Annotated in this window: 21 protein-coding genes; 12 read left to right on the plus strand and 9 right to left on the minus strand. The window is 30.1% G+C overall.

Going from position 1 to position 20,014, the window contains the following annotated elements:
* The first annotated feature begins 38 nt into the window (after positions 1–38).
* The 3 genes from porX (at position 39) to LG651_RS09735 (ending at position 2,894) form a co-directional block, all read left to right on the plus strand.
* On the plus strand, positions 39–1,586 hold the full coding sequence (gene porX, locus LG651_RS09725) for a T9SS response regulator signal transducer PorX (protein ID WP_226695935.1): 1,548 nt from the start codon (positions 39–41) through the stop codon (positions 1,584–1,586).
* Between the two features lie 94 nt (positions 1,587–1,680).
* A complete protein-coding gene (tsaE, locus tag LG651_RS09730; RefSeq protein WP_226695936.1) occupies positions 1,681–2,088 on the plus strand; it encodes a tRNA (adenosine(37)-N6)-threonylcarbamoyltransferase complex ATPase subunit type 1 TsaE in 408 nt (135 codons plus the stop codon).
* Positions 2,089–2,351: 263 nt separating this feature from the next.
* Complete coding sequence (locus LG651_RS09735) at positions 2,352–2,894, plus strand: hypothetical protein (protein WP_226695937.1); 543 nt, start codon at positions 2,352–2,354, stop codon at positions 2,892–2,894.
* Here the strand turns inward: LG651_RS09735 and LG651_RS09740 are convergent.
* Entirely contained in the window at positions 2,885–5,311 is a 2,427-nt protein-coding gene (locus tag LG651_RS09740; RefSeq protein ID WP_226695938.1) for a TonB-dependent receptor domain-containing protein, read from the minus strand. The genes LG651_RS09735 and LG651_RS09740 overlap by 10 nt on opposite strands.
* Positions 5,312–5,674: 363 nt before the next feature.
* On the opposite strand from LG651_RS09740, the gene LG651_RS09745 reads away from it, so the two are divergent.
* The 4 genes from LG651_RS09745 (at position 5,675) to LG651_RS09760 (ending at position 8,991) form a co-directional block, all read left to right on the plus strand.
* Entirely contained in the window at positions 5,675–6,874 is a 1,200-nt protein-coding gene (locus LG651_RS09745; RefSeq protein WP_226695939.1) for an alanine dehydrogenase, read from the plus strand.
* A 28-nt stretch (positions 6,875–6,902) separates the two neighbouring features.
* The gene (locus LG651_RS09750; RefSeq protein ID WP_226695940.1) at positions 6,903–7,277 is read left to right on the plus strand and encodes a hypothetical protein; all 375 of its coding nucleotides are present in this window, start codon (positions 6,903–6,905) and stop codon (positions 7,275–7,277) included.
* Entirely contained in the window at positions 7,277–7,864 is a 588-nt protein-coding gene (locus tag LG651_RS09755; protein ID WP_226695941.1) for a sugar transferase, read from the plus strand. The genes LG651_RS09750 and LG651_RS09755 overlap by 1 nt, the downstream gene beginning before the upstream one ends.
* 71 nt (positions 7,865–7,935) lie before the next feature.
* Entirely contained in the window at positions 7,936–8,991 is a 1,056-nt protein-coding gene (locus LG651_RS09760; protein ID WP_226695942.1) for an SDR family NAD(P)-dependent oxidoreductase, read from the plus strand.
* Positions 8,992–8,993: 2 nt separating this feature from the next.
* On the opposite strand, the gene LG651_RS09765 is transcribed toward LG651_RS09760, so the two are convergent.
* Complete coding sequence (locus LG651_RS09765) at positions 8,994–10,166, minus strand: proline dehydrogenase family protein (protein ID WP_226695943.1); 1,173 nt, start codon at positions 10,164–10,166, stop codon at positions 8,994–8,996.
* 96 nt (positions 10,167–10,262) lie between these two features.
* Between LG651_RS09765 and aroB the strand changes: the two genes are divergently transcribed.
* Positions 10,263–11,330, plus strand: a complete 1,068-nt coding sequence (aroB, locus tag LG651_RS09770) for a 3-dehydroquinate synthase (protein WP_226695944.1) — start codon at positions 10,263–10,265, stop codon at positions 11,328–11,330.
* Positions 11,331–11,407: 77 nt separating this feature from the next.
* Here aroB and LG651_RS09775 read toward each other — a convergent pair whose 3' ends face one another.
* The 3 genes from LG651_RS09775 to LG651_RS09785 all read right to left on the minus strand — a co-directional run bounded on the left by LG651_RS09775 (position 11,408) and on the right by LG651_RS09785 (position 14,034).
* Complete coding sequence (locus LG651_RS09775; RefSeq protein ID WP_226695945.1) at positions 11,408–12,181, minus strand: polysaccharide biosynthesis/export family protein; 774 nt, start codon at positions 12,179–12,181, stop codon at positions 11,408–11,410.
* A 160-nt stretch (positions 12,182–12,341) separates the two neighbouring features.
* Positions 12,342–12,821 carry an Lrp/AsnC family transcriptional regulator gene (locus LG651_RS09780; RefSeq protein ID WP_044626184.1) on the minus strand — a complete coding sequence of 160 codons (480 nt, stop codon included), beginning with the start codon at positions 12,819–12,821 and terminating at the stop codon, positions 12,342–12,344.
* A gap of 70 nt (positions 12,822–12,891) precedes the next feature.
* On the minus strand, positions 12,892–14,034 hold the full coding sequence (locus LG651_RS09785) for a M14 family zinc carboxypeptidase (RefSeq protein WP_226695946.1): 1,143 nt from the start codon (positions 14,032–14,034) through the stop codon (positions 12,892–12,894).
* 290 nt (positions 14,035–14,324) lie between these two features.
* On the opposite strand from LG651_RS09785, the gene LG651_RS09790 reads away from it, so the two are divergent.
* Positions 14,325–14,732 carry a helix-turn-helix domain-containing protein gene (locus LG651_RS09790; protein WP_226695947.1) on the plus strand — a complete coding sequence of 136 codons (408 nt, stop codon included), beginning with the start codon at positions 14,325–14,327 and terminating at the stop codon, positions 14,730–14,732.
* Between the two features lie 45 nt (positions 14,733–14,777).
* The gene (locus LG651_RS09795) at positions 14,778–15,146 is read left to right on the plus strand and encodes a DNA topoisomerase IV (protein ID WP_226695948.1); all 369 of its coding nucleotides are present in this window, start codon (positions 14,778–14,780) and stop codon (positions 15,144–15,146) included.
* Positions 15,147–15,149: 3 nt separating this feature from the next.
* Here LG651_RS09795 and LG651_RS09800 read toward each other — a convergent pair whose 3' ends face one another.
* On the minus strand, positions 15,150–15,650 hold the full coding sequence (locus LG651_RS09800; protein WP_226695949.1) for a hydrolase: 501 nt from the start codon (positions 15,648–15,650) through the stop codon (positions 15,150–15,152).
* Positions 15,651–15,667: 17 nt separating this feature from the next.
* The gene (locus LG651_RS09805; RefSeq protein ID WP_226695950.1) at positions 15,668–16,429 is read right to left on the minus strand and encodes an MBL fold metallo-hydrolase; all 762 of its coding nucleotides are present in this window, start codon (positions 16,427–16,429) and stop codon (positions 15,668–15,670) included.
* Between the two features lie 98 nt (positions 16,430–16,527).
* Between LG651_RS09805 and LG651_RS09810 the strand changes: the two genes are divergently transcribed.
* Positions 16,528–17,994 (plus strand): TonB-dependent receptor, encoded by a 1,467-nt coding sequence (locus LG651_RS09810; RefSeq protein ID WP_226695951.1) that lies wholly within the window; start codon positions 16,528–16,530, stop codon positions 17,992–17,994.
* A gap of 34 nt (positions 17,995–18,028) precedes the next feature.
* On the opposite strand, the gene bcp is transcribed toward LG651_RS09810, so the two are convergent.
* Entirely contained in the window at positions 18,029–18,481 is a 453-nt protein-coding gene (bcp, locus tag LG651_RS09815) for a thioredoxin-dependent thiol peroxidase (RefSeq protein WP_226695952.1), read from the minus strand.
* A 39-nt stretch (positions 18,482–18,520) separates the two neighbouring features.
* Between bcp and LG651_RS09820 the strand changes: the two genes are divergently transcribed.
* Positions 18,521–19,180 carry an endonuclease III domain-containing protein gene (locus tag LG651_RS09820; RefSeq protein WP_226695953.1) on the plus strand — a complete coding sequence of 220 codons (660 nt, stop codon included), beginning with the start codon at positions 18,521–18,523 and terminating at the stop codon, positions 19,178–19,180.
* Between the two features lie 214 nt (positions 19,181–19,394).
* On the opposite strand, the gene LG651_RS09825 is transcribed toward LG651_RS09820, so the two are convergent.
* The gene (locus tag LG651_RS09825) at positions 19,395–19,979 is read right to left on the minus strand and encodes an RNA polymerase sigma factor (protein ID WP_226695954.1); all 585 of its coding nucleotides are present in this window, start codon (positions 19,977–19,979) and stop codon (positions 19,395–19,397) included.
* Positions 19,980–20,014: the final 35 nt, after the last annotated feature.

The following is a 20,014-nucleotide window of genomic DNA, read 5'->3' on the forward strand; positions in this document are numbered from 1 at the left end:
TAGTGCTCGCAAGGGCATACAATAAAAGACTAAACATTATGATAAATATACTTTGGGTTGATGATGAAATAGATTTACTGAAACCTCACATTTTATTTCTGGAGAAAAAAAATTACAAAGTAAGCACATGCAAAAGTGGCACCGAAGCCATTGATGCTTTAGAAGAAGATAATTTTGATATTGTTTTTTTAGATGAAAACATGCCGGGTTTAACGGGCTTAGAAACCCTTAATGAAATTAAAGAAAAAAAAGACACGCTACCGGTGGTAATGATTACCAAAAGTGAAGAAGAATATATAATGGAAGAGGCTATTGGAAATAAAATTGCCGATTACCTAATTAAACCTGTAAACCCAAACCAAATTCTTTTAAGCTTAAAAAAGAATTTAGACCATTCAAGGTTAGTAAACGAAAAAACCACCTCAAATTACCAACAGGAATTTAGAAAAATAGCTATGGATTTGACTATGGTTAATAGTTATGAAGATTGGGTAAGTTTATATCAAAAGTTAATTTACTGGGAAATACAATTAGAAGATATTGAAGATGCGAGTATGTTTGAGATTTTAGAATCTCAAAAAGTTGAAGCAAACTCTCAATTTGGAAAATTTATAGACAAGAATTATTCCAATTGGTTTAAACCAAATACCGATGCTCCTATTATGTCGCACACTTTATTTAAAGAAAAGGTAGTCCCTGAAATTGGAAAGGACCAACCAACTTTATTATTGGTTATTGATAATTTACGTTACGACCAATGGAAAGTTTTTGAGCCCATAATTAATAATTACTTTAAAAAAGATAAAGAAGATGCCTTTTTTAGTATTCTTCCAACCGCTACTCAATACGCTAGAAATGCCATTTTTTCTGGATTAATGCCCAGCGAAATGGAAAAATTATATCCGCAGTTCTGGAAAAACGACGTAGATGAAGGTGGTAAAAATTTACATGAAGCCGATTTTTTAGATACACAAATAAAACGTCTTGGTTTAACTCATTTAAATTACGAATATCATAAAATAACCAATTTAAAAACAGGAAAGAAACTTGCAGAAAATTTTAAATCTCTAAAAAACAACGACTTAACAGTAGTGGTGTACAATTTTGTAGACATGCTCTCCCACTCTAAAACGGAAATGGAAGTTGTAAAAGAATTAGCCTCTAACGATAAGGCCTACCGATCGTTAACATTAAGTTGGTTTAAAAATTCGCCTTTATTAGAAATGATTCAGCAAGCCCAACGTATGGGTTTTAAATTAATTTTAACCACAGACCATGGTACTATTAATGTTAAAAATCCATCTAAAGTTATAGGAGATAAAGATACCAGTTTAAATTTGCGATATAAAACAGGGCGCAGTTTAACCTACGACAACAAGGATGTTTTGGTTGCTAAAAATCCAAATGAAGTATTTTTACCTTCAATTAATATGAGCAGCTCTTTTATATTCGCGAAAAACGACTTGTTTTTTGCTTACCCAAATAATTATAATCATTACGTTAGTTATTACAGAAACACTTACCAACATGGAGGTGTTTCACTAGAAGAAATGATTATTCCGTTTGTTACGTTTTCGCCCAAATAATCCACTAAAAGTAAAAAAATCCGTTAAAACGCGTAGCTTTTTAGGAAATTCAAAATTATTTGGCTAATATTGTTTAAGATAATTTATTAAAGATTTGGAATTACAATACAAACTAAATGATATTGAACAAGTTGCTATAAAACTTGTAGATAACTTTAATACAAAAACCATATTGTTTTATGGTAATATGGGTGTAGGCAAAACCACTTTAATAAAAAAACTAGTTGAAATACTCGGAAGCGAAGACGAAGTTAGCAGCCCAACATTTTCTATTGTAAACGAATACCAAATAAAAAACGATAAAATTTATCACTTTGATTTATATAGAATCAAAGATGAAGAAGAATTGTATAATTTTGGAATAGAAGATTATTTAAGTACAAACAATTGGATTTTAATTGAATGGCCTGAAATAATTGAGCCGTTGTTATTTAAAGATTGTGATAAAGTCGAAATTAATCTAGACCAAGAGCTAAACAGAATACTAAACTTAACTAATTAACAGTTTGCTTATGAGTAAAAAATAACATTAAAACAAGCGAAAAATTAAATTTTACGGGAAAGCCACACAGAATTTTATTACAAACCACGGTTTTTAACATTTCTTTAACTTTTTCAGTCAATTTAAACAAACATGATGCTTTAAGTTTGGGATATAATTAATTTAATCCCTTATAAAAATGAAAACAAAAAAGTATTTAGTTGCAATCGCAATTTTCGGAGGAATGTTATTTTTAGCTCAAGCTGCTAACCAGTACAACACCAATGCAGAACAAACAGCAAAGATTGAAAGAAAACCGTTCCCAGTTCCAAGAAGCTTATAGCAAAAACGCTATAATAAAAGGGTCAATAATTGCTACAATTATTGCTATTACCCCCTATTTATTTTCAATACATTTAAGTGTCCCAAAAACGCAAGTTTGGGACACTTTATTTTTTACATATGACAGTAAAAGTTGGCAAAATGCTAATTTGGTTATGTGGATTTTTTCAGGAAAATCTATCCCTTTATTATTAATTTTAATCTGGTTTTTTACGAATAGGCATTGGTGGTACCATACTTTACTTGTTCCAATTGCCATGTATATTTATCAAATTTTTGATTTATTTTTTCAAGATCAAGAATTAGACAAATTTCAATTGATCTATATGGTTCCAATAATGGCCATTGTAATCCCTTCTATTTATTTAATTAGAGCAAAAATTTTAAACAGTATTTCACAAGCTAATAAATCTATGGAAGAACTTGAGGAAGAACTAAAACTTCGCCCAAAAAATTTCTGGGGCAAAGTAAAAGATTACTTTTGATTAATTCCTAAGCGATCTCTTTCTTTTAAATTCATCTCCTTTTTGTTGGTTTTTAATTTATAATTACCAAACTTATAATTAAAACCTAAAACAAACATTCTGTTTTCCATTGTTGAATCTAGATAAGTATCTTGATCTAAAAATTTTGTGGTTTGCGTGAAATTTTGAGTATTAAAAATATCTGTAACACCCAGACTTAAAGAAGCTTTATTATCTAAAAAAGTTTTTCTTAAACTAATATCTAACCCAGCGCGATCACTTACCTCCGATACTCCATCTATAATACTAGGTATGTAACTGTACATAACATCTAGTGTTAAGCTTTTATCTTTTAAAAATGAAAAATAATTAGCAACAACAAAATATAGTCCCCATTTGCTACTTTCAATAACATCATCACTATTTAAATATCTGTAGTTTGTTTTGTAATTAAAAAGTGATGATAAGCAATATAAATCCCAATTATTAGTAATACTGGTGTAAGTTGTAAAGTCTAATCCATAAGAAACACCATAATCTATATTTGAGTAAATATTTTCTATTTGGTTGTTCTCAACATCTTGTAATCTTAACTCGAAAATTGGATTATTTTCAAATCTATAATATAATTCAAAAGTATAGGTGTTTTTTAAGGTATAACCCAAAATAAACGAATCATCAATTTCTATTCTTAAATTAGGATTACCAACTGAATAGCTATTATCTGTTAAATATAAACGAAACGGGTTTAATTGATTATAATTAGGTCGGTAAATTCTTTTATTGTAACTAAAATACAATTGGTTATTATCATTTAAACTATGTAATACATAAAATGAAGGAAATAATCTTAAATAATCATTATCATTAATTTCGTTATTCGCTATAGATTTACCTGTAAGGTCTGTATATTCTGTTCGCAGTCCTAGTTTTAAATTCCAATTTGTCCAATCTCTAGACCAACTAACATAAGCTGCATAATTAAATTCATCATATAAAAACACATCGGAATTATTAGCATCTAGTTGTGCTTCATCATTTTCGAAAAAAAATTGATTTAACTCACTTTCAGAATTTATATAAGCAACTTTTGCACCAGTCTCAAAACTCCCGTGGTCTAGCGGTAATTCGTAGTCAAATTGTCCTGTAAAAATTTTAGTAATTTGATCGGAATATGTTTGAAATCGATTATTTCTAAAAGCTATGCTTTCGTCTGGAAAAAAATATCCGGTTGTAACATCTTGAAAATCTGCATAATCGTAATAGGTATGATGTATGTTAGCCGTTAACTTCTCTCCTTCTCTTTTTAATTTTCTTGAATAGTTTAAAGTAAGTCCTAAATTAGTTTTTTCATTTACTGAATTATTAAAGGTGTTAAAAATAGAATCTAGTTCCATGTTACTATTAAAAACTTCGGTTGAAGAATTTATATCCAATTGCCCCGTTTTTCGTGGCTGATAAAGAATATTTGCCGTTAAACCAATATTACTTTTTTCATTTATATCATAATCAATATTACTATTTATTGTTTTTAAAGCACTTTGGCGAACACGATTGTAATCTGTTTTCCAACTTGTTTCAAGATTATTATTCAGTAAAAAATTATCAGATTGATTTTGATTGCGATAATCTTTCCTTGGGCTATCGCTAATATTTAAATAAGCATTTAGTTTTTTTGTTTTGAAAAACTGACTTGTACCATAAGATATCTTAGGATATTTAAAACCTTGCATAAAATTACCAAAAACATTGCCGTGATATCCTGCAATTAAGTTTTTACTTACTACAATATTTAACACCGAACTTCCTTGCGCATCATATTTTGCCGGAGGGTTTGTAATAACTTCTATAGATTTTACAATGGTTGCTGAAGTTCCCTCAAGTAGTTGAATTATTTCACTATCAGACAAATAAACTCGTCTGTCGTTAATATAAACAACAGGTGTTGCATTTTTAATTGTTATGCGATCGTCGTTAACCCATACACCTGGCGTTTGTTTTAAAACATCAAAAACGTTGTGATTCGACAAAGTCGAATTCTCAACGTTAAATATTAACCTATCTACTGTTCGTGTAATAGTTGGCCGTTTACTTACAACTGTTACCCCTTCAAGAACTTCAATATTCTCTATTAAAATAATGGTTTTTAAATTTACACTTTCAGAAATTACCAAGTCCTTAGTATATTCTTCAAAACCTAGGTAGCTTATTTTTAATACATAATTGCCAGGTGCAATTTTTTCAATAAAAAAATCACCAGATTCACTACTTATGGTTCCTTTTTCAGATTTATTGGTTTCTGCATTTAAAAGAACAACATTAGCATATGCAATTGGAAACTTATTTTCGTCTTTAATGAACCCTGAAAGACTAAATTCTTGCGAAAAACTTAAAATTGAACATAATAAAAAAATGAAGTTTGTTAATTTTTGAGCCATCGAAATATTTAAAAATGTATAGAAAAAATAACCTATTTAGGTTAATTCTAGACTAAATTAAATAAATTTTCACTGTTATTAACGCTATATTTTATAAATTATATTTTTACGGAAAACCCACAGTGTCTATACAGAAAAAAACTACGATAAGCTGTGTTTTATTATAAAATGTTAATAGCTCTTTTTCTGAATAATGTCATAATTTATTTTAACATAAAGTCATCATATAATATTTTAATTTGAAACAAAACCCGTAAGTGTTTGGTAACAACATGTAATATTATTTGTTTATTAATTTATTCCTGTGAAAAAGCATCATTTAAAAAAATATTTGTAATTTAATTTTTTATTAATAAAATTATTATGCCAGAATCCTTATCGCCTTTTACCAAGCAACAGCTTATTCCGCAAGAAGAAAAACTAGAAGTTTTTAAGAAAAAAGGAGATTTATTTATAGGAATTCCCAAAGCTACCGCGTTTCAAGAAAAACGTGTTTGTTTAACTCCAGATGCCGTTTACGCGTTAGTTAGTAACGGGCATCGTGTTTTAATTGAAGCTGGTGCTGGTGAAAATGCCAATTTTAGCGATAAAGATTATAGTGAAGCTGGAGCGGAAGTAACCAATGATACGGCAAAAGTATTTTCATGCCCAATGATTTTAAAGGTTGAGCCTTTAACATTAGAGCAAATTAAATTAATAAATCCGCAAACCATATTAATTTCTGCGTTGCAAATAAAAACACAATCTAAAAAATATTTTGAAGCTCTTGCTGCTAAAAGAGCAACTGCTTTAGCTTTTGAATTTATTAGAGATGACGACGGTAATTATCCTGCCGTTCGATCGTTAAGTGAAATTGCTGGAACCGCATCTGTACTCATTGCTTCCGAGTTATTATCAAACACAAAAAACGGAAATGGGCTTATGTTTGGTAATATAAGTGGCGTACCACCAATACAAGTTGTTGTTTTAGGCGGCGGAACGGTTGGTGAATTTGCTGCTAGAAGTGCCTTGGGTTTGGGTGCCAACGTAAAAGTTTTCGATAATTCGTTAACCAAACTTAGAAGGCTTCAAGCGCATTTAGGGCGACCTATTTTTACTTCAACCATACAGCCTAAAAATTTAGCAAAAGCATTAAAAAGATGTGATGTTGTTATTGGTGCAGTTCGGGGTACTAACCGCTCTCCTATTTTGGTAACAGATAGCATGGTGCAATCCATGAAAAAAGGGAGTATTGTAATTGATGTAAGCATAGATATGGGTGGTTGTTTTGAAACCAGCGAAGTTACTAACCATGACGAACCTACTTTTATGCGTCATGGTGTAGTGCATTATTGTGTTCCAAATATTCCGGCACGATATCCAAGAACTTCCTCAATATCAATTAGTAATATTTTTACTCCTTATTTATTAAAAATTGGCGAAGACGGAGGCTTAGAAAATTCTCTTCGTTTTGATAGAGGTTTAAAAAATGGGTTGTACTTTTACCACGGAATTTTAACTAATAAATCGGTGGCAGATTGGTTCGATTTAGATTGTAGTGATATTAATTTGCTCATTTTTTAAATCCGATTTTTTTCAATTTATATTTTAAATGAAATTTATTCATAGACTCGGATATTATCTCGGCGGTTTTTCAATAGGATTAATTGTTTTAGCCTTTTTTTTAAGTGGTAAAAAAACATCGTGTAGTTATGGGCCGGAAGCAAGAGTTATAAAAAATATTAATTCAAAAAAACTAGTGTATTCACACAACACCCATTTGGTTTTAAAACAAAACGCCATAGATACTGCAAAACTAAATGCTGCAATTAAACACGGAAACATAAATTTTTCAAAAAGCGAAACACGAAAAGAACCTTGTGCTTTTTATTATTTAGAAAACATTATAGATGATAAAAATGTTGCAATAACCATAGAAAATTGCGATAGCATTGCAACCGTAACTTATTTGAAAATTTTAAAGTAATGGTAAAACGCTGTTTTGATGTTTTTTTTTCAATAACAGGACTTTTAATACTATTTCCACTCTTTATTCTACTTGCCATTTTTATTAAACTAGATTCTAAAGGTTCCGTTTTTTTTAAGCAAATTCGTGTTGGTAAAAACAGTAAGAATTTTGTACTTTATAAGTATCGAACCATGTTTACTAATTCTAAAACGTCTTCAAATTTAACTTTGGGAAATGATGATGAAAGAATTACTAAAATGGGATTTTATTTACGAAAATTAAAACTTGACGAACTTCCGCAGTTAGTCAATATTATAAAAGGCGATATGAGTTTTGTTGGTCCACGACCAGAAATACCATATTTCGTAAGTAAATATAAACCTGAATATCTCGAGGTTTTAAATGTAAAACCCGGCCTTACAGGTTTAGCTTCTTTAAAATATAAAAATGAAGATGAATTACTAAAAAACACGCAAAACCCCGAAAATGTTTATTTAAATACCATTTTACCAGATAAAATTAAACTAAATAAAACATATATTAATTCGCAAAGTTTAGCTTTAGATATTAAAATTATAATTAAAACTATTTTTAGCATTTTTTGAGTAATAAACTTAAATGATTACTTTGCAATGCCTGCTATTAAGGCATTCTAAAAAAATTAGCATAACATTTTATGGATAGTATTACCTCAAATCGTATTGATGACTTATTGCTAAATTCTGATGTGTTTTCAAATACAACAAAAGAAAATATTATTCAACATAATTTTTCCAACGATACCATATTAATTACAGGAGCTGCAGGATCCATTGGAAGCGAATTAGCAAAACAACTAATAAATTCATCTTTTAAAAAACTAATTCTTGTTGACATTGCTGAATCTCCTCTTTATAACCTAATTAAAGTATTAGAAAAAGAAAACAATAAAAATGTAGATTTTGTTATTTTAAATATTACCGATAAAACGTCCCTTGAAATCGTATTTAAAAAATATAAACCTACACTAATTTTTCATGCAGCCGCTTATAAGCATGTGCCACTTATGGAAAGTAATCCTATTGAAGCTGTTAAACTTAATATTTTTGGCACAAAATTATTAACCGACTTTTCAATTAAATTCAAGGTTAAAAAATTCGTATTCATCTCAACCGACAAAGCCGTTAACCCAATTAGCGTAATGGGTTTAACTAAATTGATTGCAGAGCAATATTTAAAATTCGTTTCGAAAGAAAATAAAGTTGCCTTTTTCATAACGCGCTTCGGAAATGTTTTAGGCTCAAACGGATCGGTTGTTCCTGTTTTAAAAAAACAATTAGATTATAACTCACCTATTACAATTACTAGCAAAGAAATTTCACGGTATTTTATAGCAAAAAACAAGGCTTGTCAACTTATTTTACACATTGCCGAAACCGAAAATGTTAGTAATACCTTTACTTTTAAAATGGGCGAACCTATAAAAATTATCGATTTAGCTAAACGCATGCTTTTTTTAGAAAAAAGAAAAGAAAATTACCCAATAATATTTACTGGTTTACGTCCTGGAGAAAAACTGCACGAAGAAATGACTAGTAATTCTGAGGAACTTATCGCTTCAAATCATCCTGATATTTTTATTGTAAAAAACACGAGTGAACATTTTGATTATGAAAAATTTTTAAATTTAATCAATTTAAATACTGAATCTACTACCGAAGAAATAAAAACTATTTTAAAAAATTTAGTTTAAGACTACACTTTTCTTCGGCGTTTTTCTGTACCTAATAGCGCTAATTCTCTACCCGTTTGTCCAGCAACAGAAGTATTTTCTTCGGCGCGACGAATTAAATACGGCATAACATCTTTTACAGGACCAAACGGCACATATTTCGCAACATTATACCCCTTGTCGGCTAAGTTAAAACTAATATGATCACTCATACCGTAAAGCTGACCAAACCAAATACGTGAATCATTGTTTTGCAAACCTTGTTCTTCCATTAAACGCATTAACAAATAAGAACTATCTTCGTTATGTGTTCCTGCAAATAAATGGATTTTGTTCAAATTTTTCATAATAAAAAATAGCCCGTTATTAAAATTTTGATCGGTTGCAAATTTACTTTCGCAAATTGGAGTACTATAACCTTTTGCTTGTGCTCTATCATTTTCTTTTTCCATGTAAGCACCGCGAACCAATTTATACCCTAAAAAATACCCCCCGTTTTCTGCCTTATTTAATTCTTCTTTTAAAAATGCTAAACGATCATGCCTGTACATTTGTACAGTATTAAAAACAATAGGTTTTTCTGTATTATACTTTTTCATCATTTGGGTTACTAAACCATCGGCTGCAGTTTGCATCCAGCTTTCTTCGGCATCAATTAAAATAGTAACATCACAAGCTTTTGCAGCACTACAAACAACATCAAACCGCTGTACAACACGCTCCCACTCTGCTTGTTCTGCTTCTGTCAACGGCTTACCTTCTCCTAATTTTTCAAACAGATAAAACCGACCAAATCCTGTAGGTTTAAAAACAGCAATAGGCATTGCTTCATTGTCCTTTCCAAAATTTATTATTTTAATAATTTTATCTCTAGCAGCGTCAAATTCGTTTTCGTTAGCCTTACCTTCAACCGAATAATCTAATACAGAACTCACTCCTTTTGAGTACATTTTTTCTATAACCGGCAAGCAATCTTCTTCATTTACGCCTCCACAAAAATGATCGAAAACCGTAGAGCGAATTAAACCTTCAATAGGTAAATGTGCTTTTAGCGCAAAATTGGTTGCTGCCGTACCAATTTTAACCAATGGTTCAATAGAAATCATTTTAAATAAAAAATAGGCACGTTCTAATTCAGAATCAGTTTTAAGAGCAAAGGCTACTTCGGTATTATCAAAAATTAAGTCGGTATTCATGATTGAAAAAATTTTGACAAAGATAATTATAGCTAAGCAATCTTTTTTTACAAAAAACTCCTTAATTTCACAGCTTTAAAAAATAATTTCATTTTCATGGATGCAATAACTGCAAACAACAGCACAATATATTTTAACGAAAAATGCTACAAAGCTCTAAATAAGCATATTAAATTAAATAACTTTTCTAAAATTTTTATTTTAGTCGATGAAAACACTCATCAGTATTGTTTAGCAAGCTTTCTAGAAAAACTTGAAACCAATATTTCCCTTGAAATTATTGAAATTGAATCTGGAGAAATTAACAAAACTATTGACACTTGTGTTGGTGTTTGGAACACGTTGTCTGATTTAGACGCCGACAGAAAAAGTTTAATGATTAATGTTGGTGGCGGGGTTATAACGGATTTAGGAGGTTTTGTAGCTTGCACTTTTAAACGCGGTATTGCTTATATAAACGTACCAACTACCCTACTTTCTATGGTTGACGCATCTGTTGGAGGAAAAACAGGAGTTGATTTAGGGCATTTGAAAAACCAAATTGGTGTTATTGATAGTCCCGATTTAGTGCTAATTGACACCTCATTTTTAAACACTTTGCCAACAAACCAAATGCGCTCTGGACTAGCCGAAATGCTAAAACACGGCCTAATTAGTGATATTGCTTATTGGAATAAATTTAGCGACTTATCAAAACTTTCTTTAGATGATTTGGATGTATTAATTTACGAATCTGTAATTATTAAACGCAATGTGGTTACAGAAGACCCTAGAGAAAACGGCTTACGAAAAACCCTTAATTTTGGACACACACTAGGGCATGCCATTGAAACATATTTTTTAGGTAACGAAAACAAAACAACACTTTTACATGGAGAAGCCATTATAATTGGAATGATTCTGGCATGTTACATTTCGTCTGAACTCACTGGTTTCCCTAAAACAGATAGAGATTTTATAAAAGATTTATTTATTGGTTACTACGGAAAAACAACTATTGAAAACGTAGATATTAAACCCATTTTAGAATTACTTAAGTACGACAAGAAAAACAGTCATGGAAATATAAATTTTGTTTTATTGGAAAGTATAGGCAAGCCAAAAATAGATTGTATTGTAGATGAACAAATAATTTTAGATGCTTTTAAATATTACAATAATTAATTTTTTAAGAATAAAAAATTGATTACAAAAAAAAAGCCATACTTAAAAAGTATGGCTTTTTTGTATATTAATAAAATTTAATTTACTGTAACAAAAATAAGTGCTGTAGTGAGTAAAAATGATGTAATTGTCATTACTGTATTTAGACGTCTGTCTCCAGATGCAGTACTAATTGCAGAGTTATTAGGCTCAACATAAACATAGTCGTTTTGAGTTAAATAGAACACCGGAGAATTAAAAATCTCTTTACTTGTTAAATCGACTCTAGTGTATACTTTTGTACCATTTTGGTTTCTAATAACTAAAACATTATCTCTTTTACCATTTAAACTTAGGTCACCCGCCATTCCCAAAGCTTCAAGAATAGTTACACGTTCATTTTCAATATTATAAACTCCCGGCCTATTAACAGCTCCAGCAATAGTAACACGGTAGTTTAAAATTCGAATAATAACCACAGGATCTTTTAACAAGTGGCCGTCTTTAAACTTTTTTTTGAATAATTCCTTTGCTTCTTCAACTGTTAATCCAACAAGCTTAATTTTTCCCAGAACAGGATAATCAATGTTTCCATCAACATCAATAATATATGTTACCATTGCACCAGCTGCACCTGTCTCCATTACCAAGTTATAAGGCTGCGCTAATGCTGGATTTAATGTTGAAATATATACACTAACAATATCACCAACCTTTAATTTAGCCTCAAAAGTATCTGTATCAACCATAGTTTCAAAATCTTTTGCATTTTGAAAATAAACAATGTCTTTTTTCGTAACGCAAGACGTGCCTAAAAAAGAAATAAAAAGGAATAATAGAAATTGCTTGAAATTTAGATTAAGTTTATTCATTATAATATTATTAGAATTGGGTGTACTTTATTTAAAAGTAAATATCATTTTTCGAATTTAAATGGTCAAAAAAATTCTTTAAATTACCAAATACTACTGTAATCTACACTTTTAATCAAAAAAAAGCTCTCAAAAGAGAGCCAAATACGTATTGTCTATATTATAAATCGTTAAAAATGGAGTGCATTAAACGTTTTTTATCGTTTATACTCTCCTCTAGAGAAATCATAGTTTCTGTTCTATAAACACCTTCGATATCATCTAATAAGAATATAACTTCTTTAGCATGTTCTGTACTTCTCGCTCTAATTTTACAGAAAATATTAAACTTACCTGTTGTAATATGGGCTACAGTAACGTAAGGAATTTCATTAATACGCTCTAAAACAAACTTAGTTTGTGATGTGTTATTTAAATAAACACCAACATAAGCTATAAATGAATAACCTAATTTTTTATAATCTAACATTAACGAAGAACCTTTTATAATACCTGATTCTTCCATTTTTTTTACACGAACATGTACTGTTCCTGCCGATATTAATAATTTTTTTGCAATGTCTGTAAAAGGTATTCTTGTGTTATCTATCAACATATCAAGAATTTGATGATCGATTTCGTCCAGTTTAATTTTTCCCATAATTAATTTTTGTTAAACAAAAAGTAAAATTAATACATTTTTACTAAAAATAACATATAAAAACTACGTTTTATTTCGGAATTAATGAAGTTTTTTCATTATTTATTATTACGAAAACGTTTTCGTAACCTTTTTCTACCAATTCACCGTTTTCAGTATAAACAACGGCCTTATTAGCATCTATTTCCTTATGACCGAAAAACTGGCTTAATTTTTCAATTTTTTCAATTTTTGGTTTAAACTCAATTTTTTTACCAATTAACACTTCTTGGTATTGAATCGCTATATCTAAAAGCTCGTTATTAAACTTAGCATTTCTTATTATAATATCATAAAAACATTTTTTATTTTCCGGGATTTTTAAGTAGTCTTTATAATAAGTTCCAGTAACCTCTGTATTGGCAATATATAACAAAGATTTTACGTAGGATATGTAAATCAGTTCACGAGTAAATTCTCTGCCATAGTCTGCGTTATAATGACCAGCTTCAAACAATATTGTGGGTATATTTTCACTTTGAAACGTATCGCCAACACAATTTATATTAAAGGCGTCATCGTAAACACCAACCTGACCAGGAATTATTTCTTGCAAAGCGGTATTCATTTCTGAAATAATTTCCATAGCCACTTTTCTGTTGTCTGTTATGGTACAGGCTTGGTCTTGTGCCGGTGCTAAAAACGAAACGGTTGCCGACTTTCCTGTATTCCCTACTCCAAAAATGGTACGCTGTCCATGTAAATTATAACAATAATGTGGTTTAAAACGAGTAAAAACAGCTTTTAAACAGTTACTTTCTGGTTGCGATAAATTTTGGGCATCTCTATTTAAATCAATTTCATTGGCATTTATTCGAGTATAGGCTTCTGCCCCATCTGGATTTAAAATTGGTATAATATATAAGGTACATACTTTTAGAACTGAACTTAACTGCTCTTCTTCTTTAAAGGTGTTTAATAAATCGAAAATAGCCTTTGTTGTCGTCGACTCGTTTCCATGCATTTGTGACCACATTAAAATTCGTTTCTCGCCAGATCCAATTTTTAAACCATAAATAGATTTGCCTAAAACAGAAGTTCCAATAGTTTCTACAATAACACTGTTATCTAAATTTTTAATTAAATCGTCTATATGTTTATTAGTAATGTATCGATGAAACAAACTAATTTCCTTATGCTTATTAAATAATTGTTTTATTTCTAAAGTATCCATGAATTTATATTGAGTTACAAATGTAAACAATATAAATTTCACAAATGTAAACAAGTAAAAATCCGGAGTTGTATATAAATGTAAACACTCTAGTAGATGATATTTAATATGGGTTTACAGGAATATCTATAAACAATTAATCTTTAAATTAAAATTTTATTTATCAGTAATTTACAAATCAATACTTAAACTAAAAGTTTAATAAAATTTTGAATTTTTCACCAATTGTTACAAATCAAAAACCCACGTGTTTACATTTGTAATTAAAATTTTTGTTATTTTTGTTTACAATGATAAACAGTGAAGATTTTATAAAAAGACTCCAAAAAGTAATAGATTATTACAACGAATCTGCATCCTCTTTTGCCGAAAAAATTGGTGTGCAGCGTTCTAGTATATCTCATATTTTATCTGGAAGGAATAAACCCAGTTTAGACTTTATTTTAAAAATTTTAAATACCTACCCCGAAATAAACTTATATTGGCTTTTTAATGGCAAAGGTGATTTTTTTTCTGAAGCCCAAAACAAATCGGTTATTACAGAAAAACAAAAAGAAGATTTGTTTTCGACTAATTATAATGAACAGGAAAAAAAGACGATTTCACCACCTATTCAAAATTTTGCGGAAAAAGGAAAAACTATTGAACGAATAGTTATTTTTTATTCTGACGGAACTTTTAAAAACTTCAATAATTAATAGAATTATCTTTTCTACTTTTGCATAAAATAGAAATAGAGAAATATGCGGTTTTTATATTTAATTTTATGTGTGTTGGTTTTTAGTTGTTATAGCACAACTAGAAATTGTAGCGATTTTAAAACTGGAAATTTTTACAGTGAAGTTTCAATAAACGGAAAATTATACAAATCGACCTTTTACAGAAATGAACACGTACAGGTTGAAACTTACAATAATAAAATAGACTCCTCGAAACTGCGCTGGATAAATGACTGTGAAGTTATTTTTAAAACAATCAATCCTAAAAATAGAGCCGAACGAAAAGATGTTCACTTAAAAATACTAACTACTACCGATTCTTCTTACACCTATGAATATTCATATGTAGGTGAAACAAAAAAACAAAAAGGAATTGCTTATAAAGCCAATTAAAATTTAATTAACTGGGTATAAAAAAGCTTCCGATAGCTCAAAATCTATTGATTTATCGGTATTAACAAAGTATTTCACTAAAACTTCTCCCCAAAATTCACCATCTGAAAAATTAGCTATTAACCATTTATGGTTTAAAAACTTAACATTGTTTATTCGCATTTGTCTGCCTGCGCTCGAAGTATATGGCACAATAGGATGTTCTCCTTTAACATTATTAGTTTCGTATAATTTATCTTTAATATAGGGCATTAATTCTGCAACCTCTAAACCATCTGCTTCGAAATAGCTTATAGCATCTTCGTTTTGCTCTAAACTAAAACCAGAATAGTCTTGTAATTTATGGTGCAAGCCTACTAAAGAATCTTTATATTTCTCTACTTGCGCTCTAAATCCTTGGTTTTGTTTATTTAAATCTTCAAAAATATGTTTTGCATTTACGTGTTGAAAAATTATTAACAATACCGCGAATACAAACAAATACATAAAAATTCTTTTCTTCATTTTATAATTTTCAATTTTTAAACAAATAATTCTAAACCATCAAATGCTAAAAATACATTTTCTGGTAACGATTTTTCAACTTCATCATGAAAACCAAGTAAATGGCTAATATGTGTTAAATAGGCCTTTTTTGGATTTACACGTTTTATAAACGCTAATGCTTCTTCTAAATTAAAGTGTGAATGATGTGGCTGCTCTCGTAAAGCATTTACAACCAGAACATCTATATTTTTAATTTTATCAACCTCTTCATCTGCGACTGTTTTCATATCGGTTAGGTATGCGAAATTTCCAAATTTATAACCAAAAACTTGAAGTTCGCCATGCAAACCATTTATAGGAACAACTTCAAGATTATATAAATTAAAAGGTTTGTTTTTTACAACATTTTCAATAACGGCGGGTGCTCCAGGATATTTATTTTTATTTTCGAAAATATAATTAAAACGAATACTTAATTCTTTTAAAACGCGCTCATGCCCATATAACGGCATATCACCGTGCATATAATAAAATGGTCGAATATCATCTAAACCTAAAACATGATCGGAATGTTCGTGCGTAAAAATTATCCCATCGAGTTTTGTACAACCGCATCGTAACATTTGATATCTAAAATCTGGACCACAATCTACAACATACGTATAATTATCCCATTCAACTAAAATTGAAACTCGTAAGCGTTTATCTTTTTTATTTGAACTCAAACAAACCGGGTGATTACTCCCAATTATTGGAACACCTTGCGAAGTGCCTGTACCTAAAAATGTAATTTTCAATGTAATATTAAAGTTTACTACAAAAATAAACTTATTTTTTTGTTTGCTTTACTTATTTAATACCTTTGTGTTAAACTGTTTTAACCTATATACATAGTATGGAAATCACCATAAAAGGAGATAAAGAAATCGATAATGTGCCATCGCTTAAAACTAAGGCACTTCGTATAAATTTAAACGAAAATATTTACGGAACTTTTGCCGAAATTGGTGCTGGCCAAGAAACATGTAGGCATTTTTTTAGAGCAGGTGGTGCATCGGGAACAATTGCTAAAGCTATGTCGGCATACGATAAAGATTTTAGTGATGCCATTTATGGTACCGAAGATGACGGAAGATACGTTACAGAAGCCAGATTACGCAAAATGCTGGCGCATGAAATGAATTTAATTGAAGACCGCATTACTCGAGAAAAAAACCCAAACAAAATATTTTTTACTTATGCCAATACGGTAGCAACTATTGATTTTGCAAAGCAATTTAAAGGCCATGGTTGGGTTGGTATCCGATATCAAGTTGAGGCATCTGGCGAGTATAACGAAATTATTTTACATCTTAGGTTTAAAGAAACCGATGCGCGTTTACAACAAGAAACCCTTGGTATTTTAGGAACAAATCTTATTTATGGTGCATTTTATAAGTATAATCAACCTAAAAAATTATTGCGCTATTTATACGATCACTTACATAAAGATCAAGTAGAAATAGACACGATAAACTTCTCTGGTCCGGTATTTAAAAATGTTGATAACCGCTTAATGAGTTTACAACTTGTTAAAAACGGCATGACAGATGCAGTAATGTTTGGGCCCGATGGCACGAATGTTTTACCTGCAAAAATATTTTATAAGAAAAATATTTTAGCCCTTCGTGGTAGTTTTAGACCTGTAACAAAGGTTAACATGGCTATGTATGAAAAGTCGTATGAGTTGTTTGTAAACGAAAATAAAGTGTCGAAAGAAAAAACCGAAGTGGTTTTTGAAATTACCTTATCAAACCTAAGAGCTGAAGGAGAGATTGATGAACAAGATTTTATCGACAGAGCCGATTTGCTTTGTTCTCTTGGGCATTCGGTAATGATTTCTAATTTCCAAGAATATTATAAAGTAGTAGAATATTTCTCAAATTACACCAAAGCAAGAATGGGATTAGTAATGGGTGTTAGTAATATGATTGAAACTTTCGACGAAAAATATTACCGCCATATTAGCGGAGGCATACTTGAGGCGTTTGGAAAATTATTCTTTAAGGACCTAAAAGTTTACTTATACCCTATGCTCGATGCGAAAACAGGAGAACTAATAAATAGTGAAAATTTAAAAGTTCACCCAAGAATGAAAGAGCTTTACAAATTCTTTAAATACAACGGAAAAGTTATAGATATTGAGGAGTACGATGAAAGCATCATGAATATTTTCTCCAGAGAAATATTAAAAATGATTTCTAATGGCGAAACGGGTTGGGAAGATATGGTTCCTGAAGGTACAGCAGAGTTAATAAAAGATTATCGCCTGTTTGGATACAGCCGAAAACCATTAACATTAAATCGAAAAAGATTAAAATAAATATGAATAAAAGAGGCTGAAAGCCTCTTTTATTTTATTCTAAAATTTGAGCTGCGTGATCTTTAGTTTTTACTTTATTTATAACACGCTCTACAATGCCCTCCTCGTTAATAATAAAAGTTTTACGATGTATACCGTCGTATTCACGTCCCATAAATTTTTTTAATCCCCAAACACCAAAAGCATTAATTACCGTTTTGTCTTCATCGGCTAACAATGGAAACGGAAACTCATATTTATTTTTAAAATTAGACTGACGTTTTTCGCTATCTGCACTTACACCCAACAACTCATAACCCGCATCCTGTAAAGCTTTGTAATTATCACGTAAATTACAAGCCTCGGCCGTACAACCTGGTGTACTTGCCTTTGGGTAAAAAAATACGATAAGTTTTTTTCCTTTATAATCGCTTAACGATACCACATTTCCTGACTCGTCGTTTACCGAAAAATTTGGAACAGCATCGCCTTGTTTTAATGTATTCATAATATTAACTTTGATTTTTTACAAAACAAAAATACAACAATGACAAAGAAAGAAAAGGTGAATTTCGTAATAAATACCTTGTATAAATTATATCCTGAAATTCCTATTCCATTAGATCATAAAGATCCGTACACGTTGCTAATTGCAGTTTTAATGTCTGCACAAAGTACCGATGTTCGTGTAAATCAAATTACACCTTTGTTATTTGAACAAGCCGATAACCCTTACGATATGGTAAAACTTACCGTTGAGGACATTAGAGAAATAATAAAACCTGTTGGGTTATCTCCAATGAAAAGTAAAGGCATTCATGGTTTATCGAAAATTTTAATTGAAAAATACGATGGTAAAGTGCCCCAGACTTACGAGGCGCTCGAAGCCTTACCAGCTGTTGGACATAAAACCGCTGCTGTAGTACTTTCTCAAGCTTTCGGTATTCCGGCATTTCCTGTAGATACGCATATTCATCGATTAATGTACCGTTGGAATTTTACAAACGGAAAAAATGTAGTACAAACCGAAAAAGATGCCAAACGCTTATTTCCTAAAGAACTTTGGAACGATTTACATTTACAAATTATTTGGTATGGTCGCCAATACTCTCCTGCACGTGGTTGGGACTTAGAAAAAGACGTAATTACTAAAACCATTGGAAGAAAATCGGTTTTAGATGATTACTATAAATCAAAAAAGTCCTGAAAACAGGACTTTTATTTTAATTAAGAAGCGCTTCAAACTTCATTTTTTTATAATTTATAACACTTAAAGCCTTTGAGTAATTTAGAAGAAATTTTACTGTTTCTTCTTTTGGCTGCATTTCGTTTAAAAATTTTTTTTCGGAGTAAAGTTTTGCCATTTTATTATGTTAAAAGTTAATTTAAACTAATAACGCAGCAAAATTTACTTTATTGTTTTAATTTGTTAAAACGATGTTATGCTTGTCTATTATTTTTCTTAGGTTAATAAGTGCGTAGCGCATTCTGCCTAAAGCTGTATTAATGCTAACACCTGTTTTTTCAGAAATTTCTTTAAAGCTCATATCTTTGTAAATACGCATTAATAAAACCTCTTTTTGGTCATCGGGCAATTCATCAACCAAACGGCGAACATCACTTTCTACTTGGTCTTTAATAATACTTTTTTCTGCATTTAAACTAGAATCGCTTAAAACAGAAAAAATACTAAATTCACCTGTGTTATCGAATTTTGGCATGCGATTGTTTTTTCTAAAATAATCTATTACTAAATTGTGAGCAATACGCATTACCCAAGGTAAAAACTTTCCTTCTTCGTTATAAGCACCTCTTTTTAAAGTGTTTATAACTTTAATAAATGTGTCTTGAAAAATATCTTCTGCCACATCTTTATCATATACCTTCGAATAAATAAAACTGTAAATTTTTTGCTTGTGTCTTACTATTAAAGTTTCTAAAGCCAATTCTTGGCCTTTAATATAGTTACTTACTAATGTCGCGTCAGAAATTAATTGATATTGCATAATCATTACTTTTTTCAAAGAATTGCTTCTTTATT

Source organism: Neotamlana sargassicola (assembly GCF_020523965.1).
Lineage (GTDB): Bacteria > Bacteroidota > Bacteroidia > Flavobacteriales > Flavobacteriaceae > Neotamlana > Neotamlana sargassicola.

Coding starts and splice junctions, on each gene's coding strand:
- bcp (WP_226695952.1), bottom strand. CDS start 18,481: ATGAATACATTAAAACAAGGCGATGCTGTTCCAAATTTTTCGGTAAAC.
- LG651_RS09765 (WP_226695943.1), bottom strand. CDS start 10,166: ATGAATACCGACTTAATTTTTGATAATACCGAAGTAGCCTTTGCTCTT.
- LG651_RS09755 (WP_226695941.1), top strand. CDS start 7,277: ATGGTAAAACGCTGTTTTGATGTTTTTTTTTCAATAACAGGACTTTTA.
- LG651_RS09785 (WP_226695946.1), bottom strand. CDS start 14,034: ATGGATACTTTAGAAATAAAACAATTATTTAATAAGCATAAGGAAATT.
- LG651_RS09820 (WP_226695953.1), top strand. CDS start 18,521: ATGACAAAGAAAGAAAAGGTGAATTTCGTAATAAATACCTTGTATAAA.
- LG651_RS09740 (WP_226695938.1), bottom strand. CDS start 5,311: ATGGCTCAAAAATTAACAAACTTCATTTTTTTATTATGTTCAATTTTA.
- LG651_RS09775 (WP_226695945.1), bottom strand. CDS start 12,181: ATGAATAAACTTAATCTAAATTTCAAGCAATTTCTATTATTCCTTTTT.
- LG651_RS09750 (WP_226695940.1), top strand. CDS start 6,903: ATGAAATTTATTCATAGACTCGGATATTATCTCGGCGGTTTTTCAATA.
- aroB (WP_226695944.1), top strand. CDS start 10,263: ATGGATGCAATAACTGCAAACAACAGCACAATATATTTTAACGAAAAA.
- porX (WP_226695935.1), top strand. CDS start 39: ATGATAAATATACTTTGGGTTGATGATGAAATAGATTTACTGAAACCT.
- LG651_RS09825 (WP_226695954.1), bottom strand. CDS start 19,979: ATGCAATATCAATTAATTTCTGACGCGACATTAGTAAGTAACTATATT.
- LG651_RS09800 (WP_226695949.1), bottom strand. CDS start 15,650: ATGAAGAAAAGAATTTTTATGTATTTGTTTGTATTCGCGGTATTGTTA.
- LG651_RS09790 (WP_226695947.1), top strand. CDS start 14,325: ATGATAAACAGTGAAGATTTTATAAAAAGACTCCAAAAAGTAATAGAT.
- LG651_RS09780 (WP_044626184.1), bottom strand. CDS start 12,821: ATGGGAAAAATTAAACTGGACGAAATCGATCATCAAATTCTTGATATG.
- LG651_RS09760 (WP_226695942.1), top strand. CDS start 7,936: ATGGATAGTATTACCTCAAATCGTATTGATGACTTATTGCTAAATTCT.
- LG651_RS09810 (WP_226695951.1), top strand. CDS start 16,528: ATGGAAATCACCATAAAAGGAGATAAAGAAATCGATAATGTGCCATCG.
- LG651_RS09735 (WP_226695937.1), top strand. CDS start 2,352: ATGCAGAACAAACAGCAAAGATTGAAAGAAAACCGTTCCCAGTTCCAA.
- LG651_RS09745 (WP_226695939.1), top strand. CDS start 5,675: ATGCCAGAATCCTTATCGCCTTTTACCAAGCAACAGCTTATTCCGCAA.
- LG651_RS09795 (WP_226695948.1), top strand. CDS start 14,778: ATGCGGTTTTTATATTTAATTTTATGTGTGTTGGTTTTTAGTTGTTAT.